General features: G+C 63.6%; 20 protein-coding genes, 1 tRNA gene and 1 pseudogene. 9 read left to right on the plus strand and 13 right to left on the minus strand.

Annotated features, from left to right (window positions below; all coding sequences use genetic code 11):
• Window positions 1-329: 329 nt before the first annotated feature.
• Together BXY53_RS03655 and BXY53_RS03660 are read left to right on the plus strand one after the other, a co-directional pair.
• Window positions 330-2,282 carry an acetoacetate--CoA ligase gene (locus tag BXY53_RS03655; protein WP_119060548.1) on the plus strand — a complete coding sequence of 651 codons (1,953 nt, stop codon included), beginning with the start codon at window positions 330-332 and terminating at the stop codon, window positions 2,280-2,282.
• Window positions 2,279-3,406, plus strand: a complete 1,128-nt coding sequence (locus BXY53_RS03660; protein ID WP_119060549.1) for a M20 family metallopeptidase — start codon at window positions 2,279-2,281, stop codon at window positions 3,404-3,406. The genes BXY53_RS03655 and BXY53_RS03660 overlap by 4 nt, the downstream gene beginning before the upstream one ends.
• Window positions 3,407-3,533: 127 nt before the next feature.
• Here BXY53_RS03660 and BXY53_RS03665 read toward each other — a convergent pair whose 3' ends face one another.
• The 3 genes from BXY53_RS03665 to BXY53_RS03675 form a co-directional block, all read right to left on the minus strand.
• Window positions 3,534-3,776, minus strand: coding sequence for a CDGSH iron-sulfur domain-containing protein (locus BXY53_RS03665; RefSeq protein WP_119061753.1), 243 nt, complete (start codon window positions 3,774-3,776; stop codon window positions 3,534-3,536).
• Window positions 3,777-3,841: 65 nt separating this feature from the next.
• Window positions 3,842-5,053, minus strand: a complete 1,212-nt coding sequence (locus BXY53_RS03670) for an MFS transporter (protein WP_170144324.1) — start codon at window positions 5,051-5,053, stop codon at window positions 3,842-3,844.
• Between the two features lie 199 nt (window positions 5,054-5,252).
• Window positions 5,253-6,545, minus strand: a complete 1,293-nt coding sequence (locus BXY53_RS03675) for an adenylosuccinate synthase (RefSeq protein WP_119060551.1) — start codon at window positions 6,543-6,545, stop codon at window positions 5,253-5,255.
• Between the two features lie 103 nt (window positions 6,546-6,648).
• Here BXY53_RS03675 and BXY53_RS03680 point away from each other — a divergent pair, with 103 nt between their 5' ends.
• Complete coding sequence (locus BXY53_RS03680) at window positions 6,649-7,635, plus strand: DMT family transporter (RefSeq protein WP_119061754.1); 987 nt, start codon at window positions 6,649-6,651, stop codon at window positions 7,633-7,635.
• Window positions 7,636-7,804: 169 nt separating this feature from the next.
• Here the strand turns inward: BXY53_RS03680 and phbB are convergent, their stop codons facing one another.
• Both phbB and BXY53_RS03690 read right to left on the minus strand, forming a co-directional pair.
• Window positions 7,805-8,530, minus strand: a complete 726-nt coding sequence (gene phbB, locus BXY53_RS03685) for an acetoacetyl-CoA reductase (protein ID WP_119060552.1) — start codon at window positions 8,528-8,530, stop codon at window positions 7,805-7,807.
• Between the two features lie 138 nt (window positions 8,531-8,668).
• A complete protein-coding gene (locus tag BXY53_RS03690) occupies window positions 8,669-9,853 on the minus strand; it encodes an acetyl-CoA C-acetyltransferase (RefSeq protein WP_119061755.1) in 1,185 nt (394 codons plus the stop codon).
• Between the two features lie 284 nt (window positions 9,854-10,137).
• Between BXY53_RS03690 and phaR the strand changes: the two genes are divergently transcribed.
• From phaR to BXY53_RS03705, 3 genes are all read left to right on the plus strand, one after another.
• Complete coding sequence (phaR, locus tag BXY53_RS03695) at window positions 10,138-10,797, plus strand: polyhydroxyalkanoate synthesis repressor PhaR (protein ID WP_119060553.1); 660 nt, start codon at window positions 10,138-10,140, stop codon at window positions 10,795-10,797.
• Window positions 10,798-11,060: 263 nt separating this feature from the next.
• Window positions 11,061-11,618 carry a CAP domain-containing protein gene (locus tag BXY53_RS03700; RefSeq protein WP_245410344.1) on the plus strand — a complete coding sequence of 186 codons (558 nt, stop codon included), beginning with the start codon at window positions 11,061-11,063 and terminating at the stop codon, window positions 11,616-11,618.
• Between the two features lie 87 nt (window positions 11,619-11,705).
• Window positions 11,706-11,796 (plus strand) — tRNA-Ser (locus BXY53_RS03705).
• A 199-nt stretch (window positions 11,797-11,995) separates the two neighbouring features.
• Here the strand turns inward: BXY53_RS03705 and BXY53_RS03710 are convergent.
• The 3 genes from BXY53_RS03710 to BXY53_RS03720 all read right to left on the minus strand — a co-directional run bounded on the left by BXY53_RS03710 (window position 11,996) and on the right by BXY53_RS03720 (window position 14,197).
• Window positions 11,996-12,613 (minus strand): tyrosine-type recombinase/integrase, encoded by a 618-nt coding sequence (locus BXY53_RS03710; RefSeq protein ID WP_119060555.1) that lies wholly within the window; start codon window positions 12,611-12,613, stop codon window positions 11,996-11,998.
• Window positions 12,614-12,837: 224 nt separating this feature from the next.
• Window positions 12,838-13,869 carry a permease gene (locus BXY53_RS03715; RefSeq protein WP_119060556.1) on the minus strand — a complete coding sequence of 344 codons (1,032 nt, stop codon included), beginning with the start codon at window positions 13,867-13,869 and terminating at the stop codon, window positions 12,838-12,840.
• Between the two features lies 1 nt (window position 13,870).
• Complete coding sequence (locus BXY53_RS03720) at window positions 13,871-14,197, minus strand: ArsR/SmtB family transcription factor (RefSeq protein WP_119060557.1); 327 nt, start codon at window positions 14,195-14,197, stop codon at window positions 13,871-13,873.
• A gap of 66 nt (window positions 14,198-14,263) precedes the next feature.
• On the opposite strand from BXY53_RS03720, the gene arsC reads away from it, so the two are divergent.
• On the plus strand, window positions 14,264-14,686 hold the full coding sequence (gene arsC / locus BXY53_RS03725) for an arsenate reductase (glutaredoxin) (protein ID WP_119060558.1): 423 nt from the start codon (window positions 14,264-14,266) through the stop codon (window positions 14,684-14,686).
• A complete protein-coding gene (arsH, locus tag BXY53_RS03730) occupies window positions 14,679-15,401 on the plus strand; it encodes an arsenical resistance protein ArsH (RefSeq protein ID WP_119060559.1) in 723 nt (240 codons plus the stop codon). The genes arsC and arsH overlap by 8 nt, the downstream gene beginning before the upstream one ends.
• A 47-nt stretch (window positions 15,402-15,448) precedes the next feature.
• Here arsH and BXY53_RS03735 read toward each other — a convergent pair whose 3' ends face one another.
• The 5 genes from BXY53_RS03735 to BXY53_RS03755 all read right to left on the minus strand — a co-directional run bounded on the left by BXY53_RS03735 (window position 15,449) and on the right by BXY53_RS03755 (window position 22,375).
• Window positions 15,449-17,968: an arsenate reductase (azurin) large subunit gene (locus BXY53_RS03735; protein ID WP_119060560.1), complete on the minus strand. Its 2,520-nt coding sequence runs from the start codon at window positions 17,966-17,968 to the stop codon at window positions 15,449-15,451.
• Window positions 17,969-17,981: 13 nt separating this feature from the next.
• Window positions 17,982-18,506 (minus strand): arsenate reductase (azurin) small subunit, encoded by a 525-nt coding sequence (locus BXY53_RS03740; protein ID WP_119060561.1) that lies wholly within the window; start codon window positions 18,504-18,506, stop codon window positions 17,982-17,984.
• A gap of 178 nt (window positions 18,507-18,684) precedes the next feature.
• On the minus strand, window positions 18,685-20,010 hold the full coding sequence (locus tag BXY53_RS03745) for a sigma-54-dependent transcriptional regulator (RefSeq protein ID WP_119060562.1): 1,326 nt from the start codon (window positions 20,008-20,010) through the stop codon (window positions 18,685-18,687).
• Window positions 19,997-21,259, minus strand: coding sequence for a sensor histidine kinase (locus BXY53_RS03750; RefSeq protein WP_170144325.1), 1,263 nt, complete (start codon window positions 21,257-21,259; stop codon window positions 19,997-19,999). Before BXY53_RS03750 ends, BXY53_RS03745 begins: the two co-directional genes overlap by 14 nt.
• 192 nt (window positions 21,260-21,451) lie before the next feature.
• On the minus strand, window positions 21,452-22,375 hold the full coding sequence (locus BXY53_RS03755) for a substrate-binding domain-containing protein (RefSeq protein WP_245410345.1): 924 nt from the start codon (window positions 22,373-22,375) through the stop codon (window positions 21,452-21,454).
• A 660-nt stretch (window positions 22,376-23,035) separates the two neighbouring features.
• Here BXY53_RS03755 and BXY53_RS03760 point away from each other — a divergent pair.
• Window positions 23,036-23,560 (plus strand): annotated as a pseudogene (locus tag BXY53_RS03760) (DUF1269 domain-containing protein).
• The last annotated feature ends 18 nt before the right edge of the window (window positions 23,561-23,578 follow it).

Genomic DNA, 23,578 nt, shown 5'->3' on the forward strand with positions numbered 1-23,578 from the left:
CAAATCAGGCGCAGGCTCCTCCGAAGCTTGCTCGTGCCTCGGCGCGAAAGCTTGCGATACAACAATACCGTTTCGCTGCGACGTCCGAGTTGCCCGTCCGCGTGAAATGCGGCATTTGCGGACGCTGATCTTCGGGTCGCAGCGGTGGCTTGCAGCGGGGGCTCAGGGCGCACTGCCACTTCTCTAGGCAGTGCCCCTGATTTCTTTTTCTACCTCACGACGGATTCAGGTGAACGTGTGCGGCCCGTATCGCAAAGCCCATAGCCTTCCGGGCCCTATATTCGCTAAGGTGTGCGGCGTGCCATCCAGCGACAGCAGGGAGCCGGAAAATGAGCGAGCCTTTGTGGCGTCCCAGCCCGGAGACGATCGCAAACAGCAATCTCACCAAGTTCATGCAATACCTGCGCCGTGAGTATGGCGCGTATTTCCGCGGCACCGATGATCTGCACGCGTTTTCCGTGCGCGCGCCCGCTGTGTTCTGGCCGGCGCTGTGGGATTTTCTCGGCTTCATCGGAGACAAGGGCGAGCCGCCCTACCTGGTCGACGGCGACAAGATGCCGGGCGCACAGTTCTTTCCGAACGGGCAGATGAATTTCGCCGAGAATCTGCTGCGCCGCAGCGATGATCAGACGGCGGTCATATTCCGCGCAGAGGACAAGCTCGAACGCCGGATGAGCTGGGCGGAGCTGCACGGAGAAGTCTCCCGGCTCCAGCAGGTGCTGCGCGCTCATGGCGTCGGGCCCGGCGACCGCGTCGCGGCGATGATGCCGAACGCGCCGGAGACGCTGGTGGCGCTGCTGGCGGCGGCCTCGATCGGCGCGGTGTTCTCGTCCTGCTCCCCGGATTTCGGCGTCAAGGGCGTCATGGACCGATTTGGCCAGATCGAGCCGAAGGTGCTGATCGCATGCGACGGCTACTACTACAACGGCAAGCGCTTTGAGATTGGCGAGAAGCTGGCCGAGATCGTGCCGCAGCTCCCCGGGCTGGAGACGGTGCTGATCGCCGATTATCTCGGGCAGAGCGGACAAACTGCCGATGCGCTTGACAAGGCGCAGACTTTGGCCGCGGCAATGGGCGCGCATGTCCCGGGCGAGGTCGAATTCACCCGCGTGCCATTCAACCACCCCGTCTATATCATGTATTCCTCGGGCACGACCGGCGTGCCGAAATGCATTGTCCACGCCGCCGGCGGCGCGCTCCTGCAGCAAGTTAAGGAGCACGCGCTGCACTGCGACGTGAAGGCCGGCGACCGCGTCTTCTACTTCACGACCTGCGGCTGGATGATGTGGAACTGGCTGGTTGCCGCGCTAGCCTGTGAAGCGACGATCATGCTTTACGATGGCTCGCCCTTCGCGCCGGACGGCAACGTGCTGTTCGATTACGCGCAGACCGAAGGCATGACCTTCTTCGGGACCTCGGCAAAATACATCGACGCGCTGAAGAAGAACGAATTCCGGCCGCGCGACACGCACGACCTGTCGAAGCTGCGCACGATGGCCTCAACCGGCTCGCCGCTGGTGCCGGAGAGCTTCGACTACGTCTATGATGCCATTAAGTCCGACTTCCACCTTGCGTCGATCTCGGGAGGAACGGACATCGTCTCCTGCTTCGTGCTGGGCAATCCGCACAAGCCGGTCTGGCGCGGGGAGATACAAGGGCCGGGCCTGGGCATGGCTGTGGACGTCTTCGACCAGGACGGCAACCCCGTGCGCGGCGAGAAGGGCGAACTCGTCTGCACGCGTCCGTTCCCGTCAATGCCCGTGGGCTTCTGGAACGATCCAAGCGGCGAGAAGTACTTCAATGCCTATTTCGCGCGCTTCCCGAACATATGGCATCACGGCGACTTCGCGATGTGGACCGAGCATGGCGGCGTGGTCATCCTCGGGCGCTCGGACGCCACGCTGAACCCCGGCGGCGTGCGCATTGGCACGGCGGAGATCTACCGGCAAGTCGAGCAATTGCCCGAGGTGCGCGAGTCGATCGTTATCGGACAGGACTGGGACAATGATGTCCGCGTCGTCCTGTTCGTGGTTTTGCAGGAGGGGCTTGAGCTTGACGACGCCCTGAGCGATCGCATCAAGCGCCAGATCCGCGAGGGCGCGACCCCGCGCCACGTCCCGGCGAAGATCGTGCAGGTGCCCGACATCCCACGCACCAAATCCGGGAAGATCACCGAGATCGCCGTGCGCGACATCATCCACGGCCGCGAGATCAAGAACAAGGAGGCGCTCGCCAATCCCGATGTGCTCGACTACTACGCACAGCTGGAACTGAGCCGATGAGCCGGCATGTGGACCCGGTCGCGCTGGCGCAGGAACTGGTGCGATTCGATACCGTGAACCCGCCGGGCCAGGAAGCGGCCTGCGCGGAGCATATTGGCGCGATCCTGGAACAGGCGGGCTTTCGCATCAGCTATCATCCGCTGGCCGAAGGCCGGCCCAACCTCATCGCGCGGATCGGCGGCATCCCCGACAAGCCGGCGCTATGCCTGACCGGCCATACCGACACCGTGCCGCTCGGGGCCGCAGACTGGAGCTTCGATCCGTTCAGCGGTGCGCTGGACAGGGGCAAGCTGCTCGGGCGCGGCACGACGGACATGAAGGGCGGGGTCGCGGCGATTGTCAGCGCGGCGGTGGCGCTGGCCGACAAGCTGGAGCGTACGCCCGGCCTCGAACTGGTCATCACGGCCGACGAGGAGACCGGCACGAACGGGGCGCGGATGTTGGCGGAGCAGCGGCTGCTCGGGCGCGCGGGGGCGATGGTCGTGGCCGAGCCGACCTCCAACGCGCTGTGGCTGGGCCACAAGGGCGTGCTGCGCTTCGAGGGGCTGGCGCGGGGCGTGACGGCGCACGCGTCGATGCCCGAAGAGGGGCAAAACGCTATTTATACGGCCGTCCGGGCGATCCAGGCGCTTGAGGCGTTTGAATTCGGCGTTGCCGCGCACCCGTATCTCGGTTCGCCGACGCTCAATGTGGGCTGGGTCCGCGGCGGCATGAACGTCAACTCGGTGCCGGACCGCGCGTCCTTCGGCGTGGATATCCGCGTGACGCCGGAGGTGGATTTGCCGGTGCTGAAAGAGCGGCTGCGCGAAACGGTTGGTCCAGAGATTGAAGTGACATTCGGCACGGAGGCGGAAGCCGTCTGGACCGAGCCGGACGACTCCTGGATCGTCGAATTGCGCGAGATGATGGCTCCACAGGAGGGCAGCTCTGCGGAGATCGGCGCCGCACCATATTTCACGGATGCAGCGTCCCTGCGCGAAGGCTACGGTCCAATCCCGACGGTCATCCTCGGCCCCGGCGAGCCGCGCATGGCGCACCAGACCGACGAATTTTGCTACGTCGACAAGATCACTGAAGCGGCCGAGCTCTACACCGCCATCATCCGGCGCTGGTGCGGCGTCTGACACACGTCCGCAGGTCAAGCGACGTCATGGCGAAGCCCGGAAGCGCTGAAGCAGTCCAGCGGTGCTGCGTGCATCTGGATTGCGTCGCTGTGCTCGTGGTGATCCGGTCCGCTGAGGATAAGGTTTTTCAGGCGAGGTTGTGCGATCCGTCGCAAAACGGCGCGTCGTCGGTGCCCTTGCAGCCGCACAGCATGACCGTCTCGCTGCGCTCGGCAGTGAATCGCAGTGGCTCGATGCCGGTGCCCTTGTGGGCACCGTCGCAGAACGGCTGGCGTTGGGACCGTCCGCAGCGGCACCAAGCGTAGGTCCGGCCTTCTTCCAGGTCGACAGGGTAGGGGGCAAGCTGCGCCGGGACGATGTCTTCCGCCATCTGCGTCTCCTCGAAAATGAGTGCTGTGGAAGGTGCAACTTTCGGCAAAAACTAGCCGATTGCGCTCAGGCGGGCAACCGCGCGCGGAACCGTCCGGCCAGAGCCAGCACCGTCGCCACCGTGCCAAAGACGGCGAACAGCCCCGCAATCAACGCGATGGGCCAGCCCGCATCAATCATCGGCCCGACCAGCGCGGGGCCAACCGCCGTTCCGGCGACGACCAGCATCACCGAAAAACTGCGGATCGTACCGAGCCGCTCGACGCCATAGACCTCTGCCCACATGGCGGAGATCACCGTGTGTGCCAGCCCCGTGGACGCGCCCATCAGGCCCATGAAGGCAAAGGCGGTCAACGGCGCATCAATGAGGCCCAGCAGCACGATACCCGTCACCATCGGCAGGCCCGTCGCGGCAAGCACGTTCCGCGCGGTGAAGCGGTCCACCAGCCCGCCACCGAGCAGGATCGCGAGCGCGTGGAACAGGGCATAGCTGGTGAAGGCCGAGGCGATCAGCGTGGGCGACCAGCCCTTTGCTTCCCCGATTGGCTGGATGTAGAAGATCAGCGCCGTGGCGGTCAGCGGCATGTAGATCAAAAGCGGCAGGACCAGCCAGAAGTAGGCGGTGCGTCCGACGATCCGCGCGCCGTCCCAGGCGGAGGGCCGCCGCGCGCCTTCCTCCCGCGCCGTGGGCTGGGTGAAGGCCTGTCGTCCGGCGATCAACCAGAGCAGCAACGGTAGCGCGATCAGCAGCACACCCGCGCCGACGGCCAGATAGGTGGCGCGCCAGCCGATCGCGCCGATCAGGATTACCGCCAGCGCCGGCATCACGGCTTCAGACAGCGGAAAGCCCATCACGACCAGCGACAGCGCCCGCCCGCGCCGGCTGACGAAGTACCGTCCGACCGAGGTCATGCCCGTGTGTGACATCAGGCCCTGGCCGGACAGGCGGAGCATCAGAAAGGCGATGAACAGGCTCACCGGCCCCGCCGCCGAAGCCATGACCGCGCAGGACACAGCCAGCCCGATCATCACGCTGGCGGCGTAGCGGCGCAGATCGATCCGGTCGATCCAGTGCCCGAAATACGGCAGCAGCGCCGCCGAGCCGAGCGTCGCGCCAAGATAGAGCGAGCCGAGATCGCCGGCAGTGAAGCCCAGGCTGTCGCTCAGTGCGCCGATGAACAGCGAGATGAAGAAGGTCTGCCCCGGCGCGGAGAGGAAGGTGCAGGCCGCGCCAAAGGCCAGCGGCCCGCGCTCGTCGCGCAAAAGGCTAGTGTACATTTTCAACATTCGGGAGCCCTGAAGCTGGCGCGCGTGGAAGAAAGTTAAGCACGTCATGCCCGTGCTTGCCTGTCCCCGGCCAGGTGATCCGGGGAACACGGGCATCCATTATCGCTGCCCGTCGAATTCCCCGTCTGGATTGCCGGGTGAAGCCCGGCAATGACGACGGTCGTGCCAATTCCATCGAGTCGAAGCAGCGTTAATCAACGAACGGGTCGTGCACGAGAATCGTGTCCTCGCGCTTCGGCGAGGTGGAGAGCAGGGCGACCGGCGCCTCAATGAGTTCCTCCAGCCGGCGAACATACTTGATGCACTGCGCCGGTAGCTCCGCCCAGCTGCGCGCGCCCTCGGTGGAGCCGGCCCAGCCGGGAAGCACCTCGTAGATCGGCTCGACGCGCGCCTGCGCGCCTTGCGCGGCGGGCAGGTGGTCGATCTCCTTGCCGTCCAGCCGGTAGCCGACGCAGACCTTCAGTTCGTCGAAGCCGTCGAGCACATCGAGCTTGGTCAGGGCGATCCCGTCGATCCCGGCGACCTTGATGGTCTGGCGCACCAGCGCCGCGTCGAACCAGCCGCAGCGGCGCGCCCGGCCCGTGACAGTGCCGAATTCGCGCCCGCGCTCACCAAGGAGCTGGCCGGTTTCGTTTTCCTGTTCGCTGGGGAACGGGCCTTCGCCCACCCGCGTGGTGTAGGCCTTGGTGATGCCCAGCACGTAACCGATCGCGCGCGGCCCCATGCCCGAGCCGGTGGCGGCCTGCGCGGCGACGGTGTTGGAGGAAGTGACAAACGGATAGGTGCCGTGGTCGATGTCCAGCAGCGCGCCCTGCGCCCCCTCGAACAGGATACGCTTCCCGGCACGGCGCTGCTGGTCCAGAAGTTGCCAGACGGTATCCACGAACGGCAGGACCTTGGGCCGGATCTCGCACAGACTGTCAAACAGCTCGTCGCGGTCGACCTCCGGCTGGTTCAGGCCCCGACGCAGCGCGTTGTGGTGCGCAAGGATGCGATCGAGCTTGGCCTTCAGCGTCTTGGGATTCTGCAGGTCCATGACGCGGATCGCGCGCCGGCCGACCTTGTCCTCGTAGGCCGGACCGATACCGCGCTTGGTCGTGCCGATCTTTCCGGCGCCTGCGGCGGCTTCGCGCAGCGCGTCAAGTTCGCGGTGCAGTGGCAGGATCAGGGTCGCGTTCTCCGCGATGCGCAGGCGCTCCGGGGTCACGTCGACGCCCTGGCTGCGAAGCGTCTCGATCTCCTCGACGAGCGCCCATGGGTCGATGACCACGCCGTTGCCGACGATCGACAGCTTGCCCGGTCGCACCACGCCCGAGGGCAGCAACGAGAGCTTGTAGGTTTGCCCGTCGATAACAAGCGTATGCCCGGCGTTGTGGCCGCCCTGGAAGCGCACGACGGTGTCCGCGCGCTCGCTCAGCCAGTCGACGATCTTGCCCTTGCCTTCGTCGCCCCATTGCGAGCCGACCACTGCGACATTGGCCATGTTCTCTCATCTCCGAAACTTGCCCGGCGGTATGCGCCGGCCGTGAATTTGACTTGCGCTGCGCGGCTTTACGCGCCTGGAGCGATAGCGTATGCCGAACCGCATGAGCCGTCCATCGCACACCGAAGCGCCGCCGTCACTGGTGCGCCGCGCACTGACCGCGCTTTTCAACCAGCCTTACGTGCTTTTGACGCTCACCCCGCTGTTCTGGGGTGGCAATTTCGTGCTTGGGCGCGGGGTGCACGAGTTCTTCCCGCCGATAGCCCTCGCCTCGATCCGCTGGACCCTCGCGTTTTGCATCATTCTCCCGTTCGCATTGCCGCATCTGCGCCGCGACTGGCCAGAGATCCGCCAGCACTGGCCATGGCTGCTCTTCCTTGGCGCGACCGGCGCAGGCAGCTTCAATACGCTGACCTATATTGGCCTCAACTACACGCCGGCGCTGAACGCGCTCATCATCAATTCGTCCGGGCCGGTGATGATCGCGATTGCGTCTTTCATTTTCTTCAGCGACCGGCTGACGCCGCGGCAGGTCCTGGGCATTGGGCTGTCGTTGATCGGCGTGATCGTCGTGGTGTCGAAGGGCGATCTGCAGGTGCTGGCGCAGCTCGAGTTCAACACCGGCGACCTGTGGGTGCTGGGCGCGATGTGTGTTTGGGGCGTCTATACCGCCTTCCTGCGCAAGCGCCCCGCCTCGATCCATTGGCTCAGCCTGGCAGCAACCCTCTTCGCCGTGGCTGCGGTCATCAACTGGCCGCTGCACGCGTGGGAGCACGCCTATGTCCGCTCGCTCACGCTGTCAACGGACGCGCTGCTGGCGATCGGCTATGTGGCGATTTTCCCCAGTATTCTGGCGTATGTATTTTATACGCGCGGCGTGGAGTTAATCGGCGGGAACCGGGCAGGGGTGTTCCTGCACCTGATCCCGCTGTTCGGCTCAACCTTGGCCATCCTGATCCTCGGGGAGCAGCCTTTGTGGTCCCACGGCGTCGGCTTCGCGCTGATCCTCACCGGCGTGACCATCGCCGCGCGGCAGGTCCGGGCGAAAGCGCCGCCGCCCGCCACGCGGCCGTCGCGCGAGACGCGGTAGGCGCCACCGCACGCAAAGCTCGCAGCGCGATCAGATCTGACTGAAACGCCGCCTTGGCCGTCATTGCGAGCGTAGCGAAGCAATCCAGAACTCGCGTTATCTGCTGCTGGATTGCTTCGGCCTTTCAGGCCTCGCAATGACGTTTTTCCAACGGATGGAACAACGCGCGCTACCCGAGGATGTACTGCCCGCCGTTCGCCGTGATCGTCGAGCCGGTGATGAAGCCGGCCTCCTCGCTGGCCAGGAAGGTTACGCAGCGTGCGATCTCTTCCGGCTTGCCGAGCCGGCCCACCGGGATCTGCGCAATGATCTTGTTCAGCGCCTCCTCTGGCACATCCGCCACCATATCCGTGTCGACATAGCCCGGCGCGACCGTGTTCACGGTGATGCCCTTGCGCGCGGTCTCCTGCGCCAGCGCCTTGGTGAAGCCGATGATGCCGGCCTTGGCGGCGGAGTAGTTGGTCTGGCCCATCTGGCCCTTCTGGCCGTTGATCGAGGAGATATTGATGATCCGGCCGTAGCCGCGGTCGCGCATCCCGCCGAGCACCGGATGGCACATATTGAACATCGAGTTCAGGTTCACGCGGATGACGTCGTTCCACATCTCCGGCGTCATCTTGTGGAACATCGCATCGCGTGTGATGCCGGCATTGTTGACAAGCACGTCGACCGGGCCGAGGTCGTTTTCGACCTGCTTCAGCCCGCTCTCGCAGGCGTTGTGATCGCCGACATCCCACTTGTAGACCGGGATGCCCGTTTCGCTCTGGAAATTCTGCGCCGCCTGATCGTTGCCGCCGTAGTTGGCCGCGACCGAGTACCCGGCCTCCTTCAGGCTGACCGCGATGGCGTGGCCGATGCCGCGCGTGCCGCCGGTGACGACTGCTACCCGTGCCATGACTGTTTCCTCCGCTCCGTTCAATCCATTAACCGAGCTCGATGCGGCGCGCAGACTTCCGGGAGGCGCGGCGGCCGTATGCCGTCTCCTCCTGTTCGCCTGCTTGTCACCGCGCGAGCCGTTCCGCCATGCTCGGGATCAATCCCGCGCCACGCACATGGCGATACCCATGCCCCCGCCGATACACAGGGTGGCAAGGCCGCGTTTGGCGTCGCGCTTTTGCATCTCGTGGAGCAGCGTCACCAGGATGCGCGTGCCCGACGCCCCGATCGGATGGCCGATGGCGATCGCACCGCCGTTCACATTGACCTTCTCGGGGTCCCACCCGACACCCTTGTTGACGGCGCAGGCCTGCGCGGCGAAGGCTTCGTTGGATTCAATCAGGTCCAGGTCTTCGGGCTTCCAGCCGGCCTTTTCCAGCGCCATTTTCGAGGCCGGTATCGGGCCGGTGCCCATGATAGAGGGGTCAACGCCAGCTTGCGCCCAGGACACGATGCGCGCGAGCGGTTCCACGCCGCGCCGTTCGGCTTCCGCCTCGTTCATCAGAACGACCGCGGCCGCACCGTCATTGATGCCGCTGGCGTTGCCCGCCGTAACGGAGCCATCCTTGCTGAAGGCCGGGCGCAGACCGGACAGGCTCTCCGCGGTGACGCCCTCGCGGATGTACTCGTCTTCCTCGACGACGGTGTCGCCCTTCCGGCCCTTGATGGTGACCGGCACGATTTCATCCTTGAAACGGCCGGCCTTCTTGGCGGCCTCGGCCTTGTTCTGCGACTCGGCAGCGAACTTGTCCTGCTCCTCGCGGGTGATCTGCCACTTCTCGGCGACGTTCTCCGCCGTGTTGCCCATGTGATAGCCATTGAAGGCGTCCCAGAGACCGTCGCGGATCATGGTGTCGACAAACTCCAGCGGCCCCATCTTGTGGCCCTGCCGGATGGTGGCCGCGTGCGGCGCCTGGCTCATGCTCTCTTGGCCCCCGCTGATGACGACCTTGCCCTCGCCCTCCTTGATCTGCTGGTAGCCGAGCGCGACCGAGCGCAGGCCGGAGCCGCAGACCTGGTTGATGCCCCAGGCGGGCGTTTCGATCGGGATGCCGGCGTTGATGGAGGCCTGGCGCGGCGGGTTCATGCCCTGCGCGGCGGTCAGGATTTGTCCCATGATGACTTCGGAGACCTCGGCCGGTTCAACCTTCGCGCGGCCCAGCACCTCCCGGATGACCGTCTCGCCGAGATAATGGGCGGGAACACTGCTCAGGCTGCCGTTGAACGCGCCGACCGGCGTTCGCGCGCCGCCCGCGATCACAATGGTCTCTTCACTGCTCATGCCGTCCTCCTGTTTCCCGGCCAACTGCCGGATGTTGCCATTCGGGCCGTTATGGCCACTCCCGCGCCATTGTGCGCATGCAAAGCGCCCGCGTGAACCGCCGCGCGCGCTCATACCATCACTTTTTTCGAGTATCGGCGATTTTCCCTGATTCACCAACCGTCTCTTGGCCAGCACAAAGCTTGTCCCCCGGCTTCCGCAATGCAATATTGGAACAAGATATTTGGATATCCGGGACGGACGTGATGCCGCGATCGCCCGCGACAGCTGACGAGACAGCCGACATGCCAGACGATACATCCCGCCCGAGCACCAAGGTCGACAAGGAGCCAGCGGTCATCAAGAAGTACGCCAACCGCCGCCTCTACAACACGGACACGAGCACCTACGTGACGCTCGACAATCTTGCCGAAATGGTCCGCTCGGAGCGCGACTTCGTGGTCTACGACGCCAAGACGGGCGAGGACCTGACGCACCAGGTGCTTACGCAGATCATCGTTGAGCAAGAGAGCAAAGGGCAGAACCTGCTGCCGATCAGCTTCCTGCGCCAGCTCATCCGCTTCTACGGCAACTCCATGGAAAAGCTCGTGCCAAGCTACCTTGAGTTCAGCATGAACACGCTGACGCGCGAGCAGGAGAAATACACCCAGCAGCTTGCCGAGACGTTCGGTAACGCGCCATTCGGCAACGCCGCCTTTGAGGCCATTCAGAAGCAGGCGCTGCAGAACATGGAAATGTTCGAGCACGCGCTGAACATGTTCAAGCCGTTCGGGGCGGGAGAGGGCGAGCAAACCGGCCAAGGCGCCGCGGAAGCCGGCGATCACAGCCCCGGCGACAGTGCCCCCGCTTCGGCCGAAGAGGTCGCCCAACTCCGGGCCCAGCTTGCCGAGATGCGCGCGCGCCTTGACAAGCTCACCAACGACGGCGGCGGCAGCGACGCCTGAGCCGGCTGCGCCATCATTAGGTCACATAGCTTGTCTGATACTTCTGCGGTGCGGCGGGTGTTTCCGCGAGGCACATTCTGAAACCGTTTCTTAACGGTATTGCTGATACCTTGCTGAAAAGTTTGCCAGATATTACGGAGACGGTCGTGCAGGCGCCAAGCCATCAGGGCCAATCAATGCGGGGCGCAAAACGCTTGGTCCCGCTCGCCGCGGTATTGCTCATTTCGGGGCCGCTTGGCGGATGCGCCGTGAACACGGGGCTGATGGGCAGTTTCGCCGATCAGACTTCCGATCAGCAGGCGGTCAAGCAGGTCAAAAAGACCGAGAACGACGCCGAACCGTCCCTGTCACAGCGCCTTTCGGCACTATGGAACCGCGCGACGGCCTCGTCTGAAGACGATGAGCTGGAGACCGTTGCGCCGGCCGAGAGCTTCGAGCCGGCGGAGGCGTTGGCCCTGGTCAACCGGTATCGCGAGGACAACGGTCTGCCGCCGCTTGACCTGGATCCCCAGCTTGAGCAGGCCGCGCTCGCGCATGCGCAGGATCTCGCGGACCACGACCGAATCTCGCATTTCGGCTCTGATGGCTCCGATCCATGGGAGCGGGTGCAGCGGACTGGCTACGATCCTAAAGTGGCCGCAGAAAACGTGGGCACCGGCCAGCTCACGTTTGGCGAGCTGTTCCGCGAGTGGAAGCGCAGCCCGGACCACAACAGCAACCTCCTGTTACCCGATGCCACGCATATGGGCGTGGCGGTGGTTCAAAACCCGGACACCCAGTTCAAGACGTTCTGGAGTCTGGTAGTCGGCGCGCCGAGCTGATCTGCGACGGCTCATGGGCCTTGGCGCTTCCAAGAATTTTCAACATCGCCTTGTCAAACCCCCCTTCGCGTTAGTATCTCTACAGGTGGAGAGGTGGCCGAGTGGTCGAAGGCGCTCCCCTGCTAAGGGAGTATACGCTAACCGCGTATCGTGGGTTCGAATCCCATCCTCTCCGCCACTGGTATTAAAATTTCCCATCTATCTCAGATATTTGGCTCTCGGAATAGTTCGCCTGTGCCTCTTTTGGTCCGCCGATAAGAATTGCTGAAGCGATCCTGTATTCGGTTCAGATGATCCCCGGCTGACGTCTATCCCCTATCCCCGCGTGTGCGGGAGAGCCAGAGGCAGGCAGAGCATGCCCGCTCTGCCCCCGACTATCAGACGTCGGTCTGTTCGGCGATCGCCAGGGCGTCATCGATCTCGACGCCGGGATATCTGACAGTGCTTTTGATCCGGGTGTGGCCGAGCAGGAGCTGCACGGCGCGCAGATTTCCAGTACGCTTGTAGGTCATGGTCGCCTTGTTCCGACGCAGCGAATGCGTGCCGTAAATCGCCGGATCAAGGCCGATATCGCCAAGCCAGTCGCGCAAGAGCCTTGCATACTGGCGCGTTGAGAGATGAGCGCCATCATGCACGCGGCTTGGAAATAGGTAGCCTGCGGCGCCGGTTCGAATAGCCTTCAGATAATCGTCGACGGCTTCGCGGGTCCGCTCGGTGAGTTCAAAGCGCACCGGGCGCCCGGTCTTATGCTGACGAATAGTGGCCCGCTCCACCGCATAGCCACGCGGCGCGATATCGCTCAGCCTGAGGCTAACCAGATCACATCCGCGCAGCTTGCTGTCGATGGCGAGGTTGAACGGCGTCAGGTCGCGCTTGCGCCCCGCCAGTTGGAGCCTGCTCCTGATCGCCCAGATGTGCTTGAGGCGCAGCGACGGCTTGGCGCCGATCAGCTTGCCCTTGTTCCAGGGTTGGCGGTCTGTTCCTGAGCAGGACAATCAGAGAGACGGTCAGTCATGGTCACCTCCTGACTTTTTGAGGGAGTGCCCATTATGGCCACAGCGCACCAGGCATGTCCGGTTACACGGCGAAGCGGTCAGGTTCGGCGTCCGAGAGTAAAACTGGCATCTTGGGTGCCCTGGCGAGAGGCTTCCCAACCTAAAGCCCGCTCAAGTCGCAGATGCGGTGGAAGCGGACACTGGCTGTCTTCAAGCACCTCGCCTCACACTACCATCTGGAACACCAGCCCCGCCAGCATCGCGCCGACAAGCCCGAGCAGGAAATAGGCCGCGAACACGCGCGGTTTGACCAGCGACCAGACCGCGGCCATCGCCGGGACCGAGCTGACGCCGCCGGCGATGATAAAGGCCATCGCCGCGCCCATGCTCATGCCCTGTTCGGTCAGCCCGGCCAGCAGCGGCGGCGCGACATAGGCGTTCAGATAGGCGGGCACACCGACGACCGCCGAGATGGCAATCGGCAGCAGGCCGTCGCCGCCAACGACGCCGGCGATCAGGTCGGCGGGCACGTAAGTAACCAGCAGCGCTTCGAGCACATAAGCCAGCGCCAGCCACTTCACGAGGAACAGCGCGTTGCTGGTCAACTCCGCCCGGAACGTGTCCCGGCGCTCGGCCTCGCCCCAGAAGCGCCAGACCGGCTGGCCGTCAAAGCCGGATGTCTTCTTGCAGCAGCCGCCAGAGGAGCGCGGGCGCAGCGGGTCGGCGAACGCGCCGCGCGCCATCATCGCCTTGATGGCGAAGCCGCCCATCAGGCCCAGGCCGACGGCCGCAATCGCCTTGGCGATCGCAAAGGTCCAGCCCAGCGCCCCGGCGGTGATCAGCAGCGTCGGCGGGTCGATCAGCGGCGAGGACAGCCAGAACGCCATCACCGGCGCAAGCGGCACGCCAACCGCCAGCAGGCCGGCGATGAACGGGATCACCTGGCACGAGCAGAATGGCGCCAGCCCACCGAACAGCGCGGCCAGCAGGATCATGTGCGTCTCGCGGCCCTTGAAGGCATTGCCGATCATGGTCTCGGCCCCCGCGGCCTTGAGCCAGGCGATCAGGATCACGGCGAAGGCGATATAGGGCAGCGTGCGGGCGAAGGCGCTGGTTGCAAGCACCGTGACGTGCCCGAACTTCGCCGGATCGAGCGCCAGAACCGCCAGCGGCAGCAGCACGACCAGCGTCCACGGGGTCCACAGCCAGCCTTTCCAGTCGATGCGGCCCGCGGCGGCTTGCAGCGTCTCGCTCATGTCAGTCTCCCGGTTCGCCGTCCAGGTCGGCGCAGCACTGCTTGAGGATGTAGCCCGCCAGCGTCTCGAGGCGTGGAAAGCACGGCCGGTTGATCACGGCGCGGCCCTGCTTCTCCTGTTCGATCAGCCCGGCGGAGGTGAGGAACTTGAGATGGTGCGCGAGCGTGGAAGCGGGCATTCCGGTTCGGCTCTGGATGTCGCCGATGGTCAGGCCGTCGGTTCCGGCACGCACAAGCGTAAGCACGACCTGCAGCCGGGCCTCCGACCCCATCGCGGCGAAGCCCTGCGCGATCTCTTCAACAGCGGGTTCGTTTTCGCTTGAAACCATGTTTCTAGTTATATAGTTAAATGAAAGCCTGTCAATCGCCGTTTTCACGAAGGAGCCGCGCCCGGCATGGATATCGTCATTCACCACAACCCCGATTGCGGCACGTCGCGCAACGTGCTGGCGATCATCGAGGCGGCGGGCTATGCCCCCACGGTCATAGAATACCTGAAGACCGGGTGGACGCGCGCCCAGCTTCTCGGGCTGTTCGCCGCCGCCGGCCTGACGCCGCGCGAGGCGCTGCGCGAGACGAAATCGCCGGCCGAAGAGCTCGGCCTTCTCGATCCTGGCGTGCCGGATGAGACTTTGCTGGAGGCGATGATCACACATCCGATTCTGGTCAACCGGCCCATTGTGTGCTGCCGCAATGGCGTGCGCCTGTGCCGTCCGAGCGAGACGGTTCTTGATTTGCTCGACCATTGGCCTGCCGGTCCGTACTACAATGAGGATGGAGGGGTGCTGATCGACCAAGAAGGAAAGCGCGTTGGCTGAGGACTTCGATACGTTTCCGAGCCTGGATGAGGGCGCGTTCCGCGCGATCGACGACCATGCGCTCTTTGAGCCGCCACGTACCGCCCATCCGCCGCGCATTCTGCTGCTCTATGGCTCGCTGCGCGCGCAGTCCTACAGCCGGCTGGCCAGCGAGGAGGCGGCGCGCATCCTGCGCCGCTTCGGTGCAGAGACGCAGACCTTCAATCCGTCCGGCCTGCCGCTGCCGGACGACGCCGACCCGGGCCATCCCAAGGTCCAGGAATTGCGCGAATTGGCGACGTGGTCCGAAGGCATGGTCTGGTGCTCGCCGGAGCGTCATGGTGCGATGACCGGCATCATGAAGGCGCAGATCGACTGGATTCCGCTGGCGCTGGGCGGCGTCCGGCCCACGCAGGGCAAGACGCTTGCTGTGATGCAGGTCTCCGGGGGATCGCAGAGCTTCAACGCGGTGAACCAGCTTCGGGTGCTGGGCCGCTGGATGCGCATGGTCACGATCCCGAACCAGTCTTCGGTGCCCAAGGCCTATCTGGAATTCGATAAGGACGGACGGATGAAGCCGTCACCGCTCTACGACCGGATCGTGGATGTCATGGAAGAGCTGATGAAGTTCACGCTGCTGCTGCGCGACCGGGCGGATTATCTCACCGACCGCTACAGCGAACGCAAGGAAAGCGCCGAGGACGTCTCCCGGCGCGTCAATCAGCGCAGCATCTGATTTGGCCGGGCGGTGGGAAGGTCATCCGCCCGGCCCTGCGTTGTCTTCTACAGCGCGTATTCCTTCGACTTGAAGCTCAGATGCTTCACGCTCTGCGGCGCATCGGCAATCTTGCGGATGTCGCCCCAGGTCTGCTTGTAGTTCGGGATGATCAGTTCGTTCACCCCATCGTTCACGACGTTGCCCTGCACGCCGGTCGGATAGCCGAATAGCATGAAGGTCTCGCCGCGCTTGGCCGTCGGCGTGGGATAGGCCATCGCTTGCGTCGAGCCGCTGTCGTTAAAGACCTCGACAAGATCGCCTTCGTTGATGCCCAGATCGCTCATGTCGTCCGGGCTCATCTCGATGAAGGGATAGGGCCAGCGGTCCATCACCAGCTCGTTGTCGACATCCAGATAGGCGGACTGCCAGACTTGGTTTGCTCGCCCGTTGTTGATGAGGAACGGGAATTTCGCCTTCTGCTCCTCCTTGCCGGGCGCCTGAAGGCCGGTCCATTCGGCAACGCAGAACCGCGCCTTGCCGTCCTCGGTGCCGAACTTGCCGTCGGTATAGAGCCGCGGGCTGCCGATGATCTTGCCGTCTTCATATCCCACCGCTGGCTCCTGGAAGCCGTTGGTGCCCATCGCCCGCAGCCGGTCATAGGTGACGAATTCGCCGCCGGCCGCGTTCTGGTGGTAGCCGTCCATAAAGACGTCTTCCTCGGTCTGCCAGTCGAAGCCCTTGAACTGATCGGCATAGGCGTCGTCGCCCATCTCGCGCAGCACGCGCTCCATGTGATTGGCGATCCGCGCGGCGATGATACCGTCGCCCATCGCTTGGCCCGGCGGGTCCATGTATTTCTCGGTAAGCCGCATCCGCCGCTCGCCATTCATGGAGGTCAGGTTGATCTCGCCAGACGTCGCTGCGGGCAGAACGACCTGGCAGGCCTCGCCGATCCGCGTCGGCACAATATCGACGTCGACAGCGAACAGGCCGCCGTCATTGATGGCATCGACGATCGCCTTGACCATCGCCTCGCGGTCGCCATAAGGCACGCTGTTCATGGCGTCCTTCACCTTGTCGGTGCGCTGCTTGTAGACGCGTTTGAACTCCATGGCGTTCAGCGTCGTCTTGTAGTTGTCGCAGCCCCAGATGTGATGGACGCCGCCACTGCCCTCGATCAGCAGCTTGTCGACATAAGCAGCAGGCCGGCCGACATGCGCCTCGTTCGGGCGGACATAACCTTCCTGATGGCCACCGAGACGCACGCAGCCGCCGCCCAGCCGTCCGACATTTCCGGTGGCGAGCGCGAGGTTGAGCAGCGCGCCGTTGGTGCGATAGTTGTCGTTACCCCAGATTAGGCCCTTCTCGTAGGAGAACATGGTGCGCCGGCGCGCGCCGCCATCTTTCGGCTGGGCGATCCATTCCGCCGCTTTGGCGATGTCGTCCGCGCTGACGCCGGTGATCTTGGCGGCCTCGTCGAGGCTGGTGCGGTTCGCCTCGACGGCCGTCTGGAAATCGACCAGCGCAGCGGGCTTGGCGTCGCTGTCCCCGCCGATCGGATCGCTGCCCGGCGCGGCGGTGTAGTTGTCGATGAAGTCCTGATCGACCCAGCCCTGATCGGCAATGTGGGTCAGGATCGCATTGAACAGTACCATGTCCGTGCCCGCGTTGATCGGCAGGTGCAGGACGTTGTCCTTGCCGGCCTCGACCTCGCAGGCATTTACCGTCACGGTACGGCGCGGATCGACGATGACGATGCGCCCGCGAGCATGCGGCTCGTCCGGCATCATCTCCTGTTTCTTGCCAAGCGACGTTCCGCGCAGGTTCGGCACCCAGTGATTGAGGAAATAGTTGGTCTGGGTCTCCAGCGGGTTCGCGCCGACGACGAAGATCGTGTCGGCCAGTTGCGCGTCCTCGTAGGCGTTGTTCAGCTCGCCGACGCCCATGTCGCGGGTGGCGTGCACCTCGGAGTTATAGGCCGGGCGATTGTGGATGCGGATGTTCTTGACCTTCATCGCGCCGAAATAGAGCTTGCCCGTGCCCCAGGTGAACTCGTAGCCGCCGCCTGCGCCGCCGTGGTCCGCTGCGGAGACGAACAGGGCATCCTCGCCGCGTTGCTTGACGATCTCAGCCGTCACCCGCGCCACAAGGTCGAGCGCGTCGTCCCACGAGGTGGGCTGCATCTGGCCATACCGCCAGACCAGCGGATCGGTCAGGCGTTGCTGCTGGGTCTGGCGCGCGGTCGAATAGCTCATCTCCGCCATGCGCCCGCCGCGGATCGAGGCCAACCCGCCGTTCACCGAACAATTCACATCCGGCTTGATGACCATGTGAACATCACGACCGTCCTGCTTGACGATGTTGTACATTGACGGCGAGTACCAGGCCTCGGTTTCGGCTCCTTGCTGCTGTGACAGGTCCGTGCCAAACGCATTGTCGCTGGCGTCTGTGCCGCCTTGTTCATTCACGGGCCAAGTATAGGCATGATAGCCGCAACCGACGATGCAGTAATGACAGACGACGTTCTTCCGCGTTGCGTTGGCCGGGATGATCGGCAGGCGATCGGTATTGCGCTTGTAAGCCATCTTTGTTCCTCCCTTAGGACAGCACGTTGCTCAGGCGTCCGTAGAGCAGTTCATCCAGCCCCTCGGCGTAGATATCGCCCTGCTCATCGACCCGCAGCGCGTATTGCGGGAGGTTCTGCGTCGCCTGCCCCCAGATCTGTTGGCCGCCTTTTTCCGGATCGAACCGGGAGTAATGGCCAGGGCAGTTCAGCGTGCGGTCTTCCGCGTTGTAGGCCAGCGGGAAGCCCTTATGGGGGCAAACGGTCGTGAAGCCGACAATATCGCCGTCCGGACCTACGCCGCCTTCGACAGGCTGGCCCAGCTTCAGCAGCACGCCTGGGGCGTCTTCGTCGGGATAGCTCACGTTTAGCGGTTCGTTCACTGTCAGATCGCTGATATTCGCCAGCCGGTTGGCCGGATAGCTGACCCTGGCAAGCTGCGGCGCGGCCTTGGCTTCCTGCGGCAACGCGCCGGCGGTCGCGACTCCGGCCGCCGCCAGACCGGTTCCACGCAGGAACTGCCGGCGCCCGACGTCGACAAGGTTTCGGCAACGTTTCATGAATTTCCTCCCGTTCAATTTGATTGATGCATGCGCAGCAATGCAATTGCGGTGCCAGCGGGGAGGACGCTTTTAGTCCTTTATTATCAATAGCCTGAGATTCGGCATAGATGCGCAACGTCCGAAACTCCGAACATTGGCGGCTTGGATGTCCGGATTTTCGAACATTGGCGGTACTTCAAGAAAGCGCATCGCCGGTGAGGCCGTAACGCTTCATTTTTTCCCAAAGCGTGGTGCGCGAGACCCCGAGTGCAGCGGCCGTCTTGCCGATCCGCCCCTCGTTTTCGGAAAGCGCCAGTTGGATTTGCTGCTTTTCCGCGGCCTCACGCGCATCGGCGAGGGAGCGGGCACCGCCGTCCCCAGCCGTCACAGCAGCTTGCTCGGGAAACAGGTCCTGCGGGCCTATCCAGCCCGTCAGATTGAGTGCGAGCGCACGTTCCATCCTGTTGCGCAACTCGCGGACATTGCCTGGCCAGGGATGCGCGCGCGCAGTTTGCTCGGCCGGCGCGGTAATGCCACGCGCGAGCGTCTGGGAAACAGTCGCCATCTCGTCAAAGAATCGCTCGATGAGCCACGAGATATCCTCGGGCCGTTCACGCAGCGGCGGAATGCGGGCTTCGACCACGTTGATGCGGTAATAGAGGTCGGAGCGGAACCGCTTGTCGCGGATCAGCGCGTCCAGATCGGCATTGGTCGCTGCGATGAGCCGCGCTTGGAACGGGACCGGGCTTTCGCCGCCGAGGCGGTAAAACTGGCGGTCCTCCAGCAATCGCAACAGCTTGGCCTGGAGCGGCATGGCCAGTTCACCGATCTCGTCGAGAAACAGAGTGCCTGTGCCTGCGCGTTCGGCATAGCCGAGATGGCGCTTTCGTGCGCTTGTGAACGCGCCGGCCTCGTGGCCAAAGAGTTCGCTTTCGAGCAGCTCTGCCGGGATCGCGGCGCAGTTCACCGCCATGAAGGGCGCCTTCGGGCGGGACAGTCCGTGAAGAAATCTGGCGCAGACCTCCTTCCCCGTGCCCGTTTCGCCCGACAACAAGACCGGGCTGTCCAGATTGGCGATCCGCCCCAGCAGCGCCTCGACTTCGCGCATTGCCGGCGAAACACCAAGAACGCCGCCATCGGAAGGCCCGGCAGGGCGCAGGGAACTCTGCACGCGGCGCAGAAAGTCATCCATTTCGAACGGTTTGGTCACATAATCCGCCGCGCCTTCGCGCATCAGCGCCACGGCCTGGTCGATCTCTCCGTAAGCCGTCATGAACAGGAACGGCGGCGCGTCGACTTGCGCCTGCAGCGTCTCAAAAAGACAGGCTCCGTCGATACCCGGCAACCGGATGTCGCAGACGATGAGATCGAGATCGCGCAGTCGCGTCTCGCGCTGGATGGCCTCGCCCGATGCGAACAAACGCACCATGGCACCCTCCAGGCAAAGGCTTTGCATCAGCGATTCGCCCATGATCGCGTCGTCTTCGACGATCGCAATGGTCTTCCCGTCAAGCGACGTCATGTTGGTGCTCCTTACCGAGTGGAAACTCCAAGCGCACGCGCGTGCCATCCGCGCCGGCATCTACCGTGGCGCCGCCGCCTGCCTCGTCGAGGAGCTGGCGCACCATCCACAGCCCGAGGCCGTCGCCGTGCTTCAGCGGGCCGACTGCCCTATTACCCACTTCCAAAAACTCCCGGTACAAATTCGGCATGCCCTGTCCATGATCGGCGATTTCGATGAACAGGCTCTGCGTATCGTGGCAGGCGTTGAACCTGATTGTACCTTCCCTCGGGGAGGCCTCACAGGCATTCAGCAGGATATTGAGGGCGGCGTCGCGCACGCCACGCCCCGCCAGATGAAGCTCGCGGTCAATCTCGTTATTCCAATCAAGCGTGAGCCCCTTTTGGCGCAGCGCTGGCTGGACCAGGTAGCGCAGGTCATCGATGGCTTCCCGGTTCAGCAGAGGGCGCGCCCCCGGCTGGCGATAGGTCATCAGTGCTGCGCGCACGACGTCGCGAATGCCGCTCAGTCCGCGCTCCAGAAAGTTGGTCGAAGCTTGCCGGACGCTGGCCCGGTCGCCGTAACGTTTGAGGCTGTCCAGCGCGTTGAACAGTCCGCCAAGAGGATTGTTGATTTCATGGGCCATACCTGAGGCCAGACGGCCGAGACTTGCCAGCCGCTCTTCCCGGGCAAGGCGCCGCATGAGTTCCACGCGCTCGTTGGCGGCCTGCGCCATGGCGTTGTATCGCTCGAAAAGCTGGCGAAACTCACCGGAGGCGGCCCTCAATTCGGCATTCGGGATCATCTCGACCGGCCCGCCGCTCGCGCGATCCAGATATGAGCCCAAAGTGCGCACCGGCTCGACCATCCGGCGCACCGCCCAGTAGCCCAGCCCAGCGAGCGCAAGCGTGATGGCGGTGTTTGTCCAAATCAGTTGCCAGAGGACTGCGCGACGTTCCGCGAGCAGATGAGAAATCTCCAGTTCAGTGTAGATGCTGCCCACATGCTGGCCCTGCGTGCGCACTGGGTGGCGCAATCGCGCCGTCTCATTGGTCTCGTCGATTTGTAGCGCGCCGTCCTCCAAACCTTTGAGCATCCATTCGGGGATCGGCCGGCCGGTGGGGAAGCGGATCGGATCGCTGGCGGCTATCACATCGCCAGCCGCGTTCAGCACAATAGTGGTGGCAACGTTCAGACCGGCGGAATCTGGCCGTGCCCGATCCAGCGTATCAAAAACTTCCCACACGTCCTCGCGCAGGATGTGGGGCAACAGGCTGGCGTCAAGCCCGTCCAGATAGGTCTGGCTGACGGCCCGGATATGGGTCTCCTGGGTCTGCGCAAGCCGAGTGAGAACAGTGTTCGATATTACAACGCTTATCGCCACCATAAGCGTGATGACGAGTAGTGGAACGCGGATGGTAATCGGCCAGTCAGACGGGCGGTAACAGCGCAGCATACTGAACTATCCGAAGCGTTGAACGAGCTTGGCTTTGGCGGCAATCGGGTCATATAGCGAAGGCGGCACCCGCCTGAAGCCGTCCAGCCGCAGGAGACTGAGGACCTTTCCGCCTTTCGGTGTGTCGTGCATTCTGGTGAAGGCATCCTGCAAAGCCTTGGTCCGCGGCGCACTGATGGCCTCCACTGGCGCCGCGACTGGCGGGAAGCCCAACCACTCTGACTTGCGGATAACCCGTGTCCGGCGTGTAAGTTCAGGCTCCGTCTTCGACATCACTTCCCAGACATAGCCATCCACGCTGCCGCTCTCGGCCAGTCCGGAAGCAACGGCACGAACAACGTTGCGGTGGGCATAAGTGAAGAAAACGCGGCTGAAGAAACGTTCGGGCCGCTTCCCAGCTTTTGCAAGCAATGCTGTCGTGACTAGGTAGCCGGAATTGCTGTTGGGGTCGGAGAAGGCGTGAACACGGCCACGCAATTCTTCGATTGATCCCGCGGGATCATCGGCGCGTGCAATGATGTACGACTGGTAGAGCGGTTTTCCCCGCCACACGGGGGCAGCCACGAGCCCAAGCTGGTCGCGGAAAGCCACATAAGGATAACCACAGATCCAGGCGGCATCGAGCTGGCCAGAGACAAGCAGCGTGGTTATTTCCTCGTAGGTCCGGCGCAGCACCGGTTTGACCGGCTGTCCGAGCGCTGTTGTCAGGTAGTCTCGCAGCGTGGACAGCAATTCGAGATCATTAGTCAGAAAAACCGGCGTCAGCCCAAGTGTTACTTCTTCGGCTGCCTCGGCGCGGGCCCTGGCGGTGCCGCCGAGAACGCAGACCACGCCGCCTCCAGCCGCTCGCAGAAGAGCTCTACGTGTCAGGAGCGAGCGATTGAAGCTGGGCTCCTGCCCGCCGCTCGCTGCGCCCATGCCCGTGTTCATGGCGTTTCCCATTTATTCTTATTTTCAATCAGTCATTATCGGGAATATTCGCATGGGGCGCAAATATCTCTGCATGGCGCAGTGGCGGAACAAGCAGGTTGGGCCGATCGAAGGAGGTATGCACCAGGAAAGACATCCGGCCACGCGAGCTTGAATTGCACCGTGGTGTTCGCCGGTTCGCAACGATTTTGGGGGTGTGCTCCGAGGCATTCAGACCAGTCGTATGATACGTTGTCGGCTGCTAAGACGCCCTACTGCCCTTGAAGAGGATTGGTGGTCGCAAGTCCGAATTTGGTTGGCAAACCGACGCCTCATCATGACGGCATAATCACGACTGATCCCCTAACACAAGCCCCCAGCGCGGCAGGTACGACTTCTGCCACGCGGTGAAAGCGGGCATAGCGTTTCTGCCCTTCGGAGGGCGGGGAACTCGCTGCCCATATCGATGTAGTGTGTGGTCTTTAGATTCGCATTCGACACCGCGCGGACATGCTGCTCGCGCTGCCGACACAGGCCTATGCTGACTTGATCGGTTCGATTAATCGACTTGTCACCGTGTGGACCACGAATGATTGTTGGCTTGTGTCGATCCACGCACGCTCTTGAGTCTGCTCCAGGAAAGCAAGCTGACCGCTGGTCGGCGTCGAAAAGGATCGGATCATGAGCGATCTTATCGTCCTGAGCGTTGACACTACGGACACCGCCGATGAAGTGTTTCGGAAACTCCGTGCCATGGAAAAGGAGCATCTGATCGATCTGGAAGATGCATGCGTTGCGGTCAGAGACGAGCAGGGCAAGATCCACGAAAAGCAGGCCGTCAATCTGACAGCCATCGGGGCAATGAGCGGCCCCAGTTGGGGTGTCAATATTCGGGACCCTGGTGGGTGTGCTCTTGCTCAACCCGCTCGCCGGTCTGGCGGTCGGTGGTTTGACCGGAACCGGCATGGGCGCTCTGTCCGGCAGCCTTGCTGATCACGGTATCGATGACGCGTTCATCAGGCAGGTGGGCGAGACGATTACCGAGAACTCAGCGGCGCTGTTCGTTCTCGTCAGGCGTTCGACCCAGACAAGGTGCTCCCGGAGATCGAGCCGTTCAATCCGACAGTCCTGCGGACCTCGCTGTCGAATGAGCAGGAAGAAAAGCTGAAAGCCGCGCTCGCGCCGAAGGTGGCGACGGCTGCCTAGCGGGCGCTTCGGCGCGGC

The organism is Dichotomicrobium thermohalophilum, from assembly GCF_003550175.1.
GTDB classification, from domain to species: domain Bacteria; phylum Pseudomonadota; class Alphaproteobacteria; order Rhizobiales; family Rhodomicrobiaceae; genus Dichotomicrobium; species Dichotomicrobium thermohalophilum.

Excerpts from the sequence above, each read along its gene's own strand:
- BXY53_RS03665 (WP_119061753.1), bottom strand. The coding sequence starts at position 3,776 with ATGGCGGAAGACATCGTCCCGGCGCAGCTTGCCCCCTACCCTGTCGAC.
- BXY53_RS03655 (WP_119060548.1), top strand. The coding sequence starts at position 330 with ATGAGCGAGCCTTTGTGGCGTCCCAGCCCGGAGACGATCGCAAACAGC.
- BXY53_RS03735 (WP_119060560.1), bottom strand. The coding sequence starts at position 17,968 with ATGGCTTACAAGCGCAATACCGATCGCCTGCCGATCATCCCGGCCAAC.
- BXY53_RS03690 (WP_119061755.1), bottom strand. The coding sequence starts at position 9,853 with ATGAGCAGTGAAGAGACCATTGTGATCGCGGGCGGCGCGCGAACGCCG.
- BXY53_RS03755 (WP_245410345.1), bottom strand. The coding sequence starts at position 22,375 with ATGAACACGGGCATGGGCGCAGCGAGCGGCGGGCAGGAGCCCAGCTTC.
- BXY53_RS03715 (WP_119060556.1), bottom strand. The coding sequence starts at position 13,869 with ATGAGCGAGACGCTGCAAGCCGCCGCGGGCCGCATCGACTGGAAAGGC.
- BXY53_RS03720 (WP_119060557.1), bottom strand. The coding sequence starts at position 14,197 with ATGGTTTCAAGCGAAAACGAACCCGCTGTTGAAGAGATCGCGCAGGGC.
- BXY53_RS03745 (WP_119060562.1), bottom strand. The coding sequence starts at position 20,010 with ATGACGTCGCTTGACGGGAAGACCATTGCGATCGTCGAAGACGACGCG.
- phaR (WP_119060553.1), top strand. The coding sequence starts at position 10,138 with ATGCCAGACGATACATCCCGCCCGAGCACCAAGGTCGACAAGGAGCCA.
- BXY53_RS03700 (WP_245410344.1), top strand. The coding sequence starts at position 11,061 with ATGGGCAGTTTCGCCGATCAGACTTCCGATCAGCAGGCGGTCAAGCAG.
- arsC (WP_119060558.1), top strand. The coding sequence starts at position 14,264 with ATGGATATCGTCATTCACCACAACCCCGATTGCGGCACGTCGCGCAAC.
- phbB (WP_119060552.1), bottom strand. The coding sequence starts at position 8,530 with ATGGCACGGGTAGCAGTCGTCACCGGCGGCACGCGCGGCATCGGCCAC.
- BXY53_RS03670 (WP_170144324.1), bottom strand. The coding sequence starts at position 5,053 with ATGTACACTAGCCTTTTGCGCGACGAGCGCGGGCCGCTGGCCTTTGGC.
- BXY53_RS03675 (WP_119060551.1), bottom strand. The coding sequence starts at position 6,545 with ATGGCCAATGTCGCAGTGGTCGGCTCGCAATGGGGCGACGAAGGCAAG.
- BXY53_RS03680 (WP_119061754.1), top strand. The coding sequence starts at position 6,649 with ATGAGCCGTCCATCGCACACCGAAGCGCCGCCGTCACTGGTGCGCCGC.
- BXY53_RS03740 (WP_119060561.1), bottom strand. The coding sequence starts at position 18,506 with ATGAAACGTTGCCGAAACCTTGTCGACGTCGGGCGCCGGCAGTTCCTG.
- BXY53_RS03660 (WP_119060549.1), top strand. The coding sequence starts at position 2,279 with ATGAGCCGGCATGTGGACCCGGTCGCGCTGGCGCAGGAACTGGTGCGA.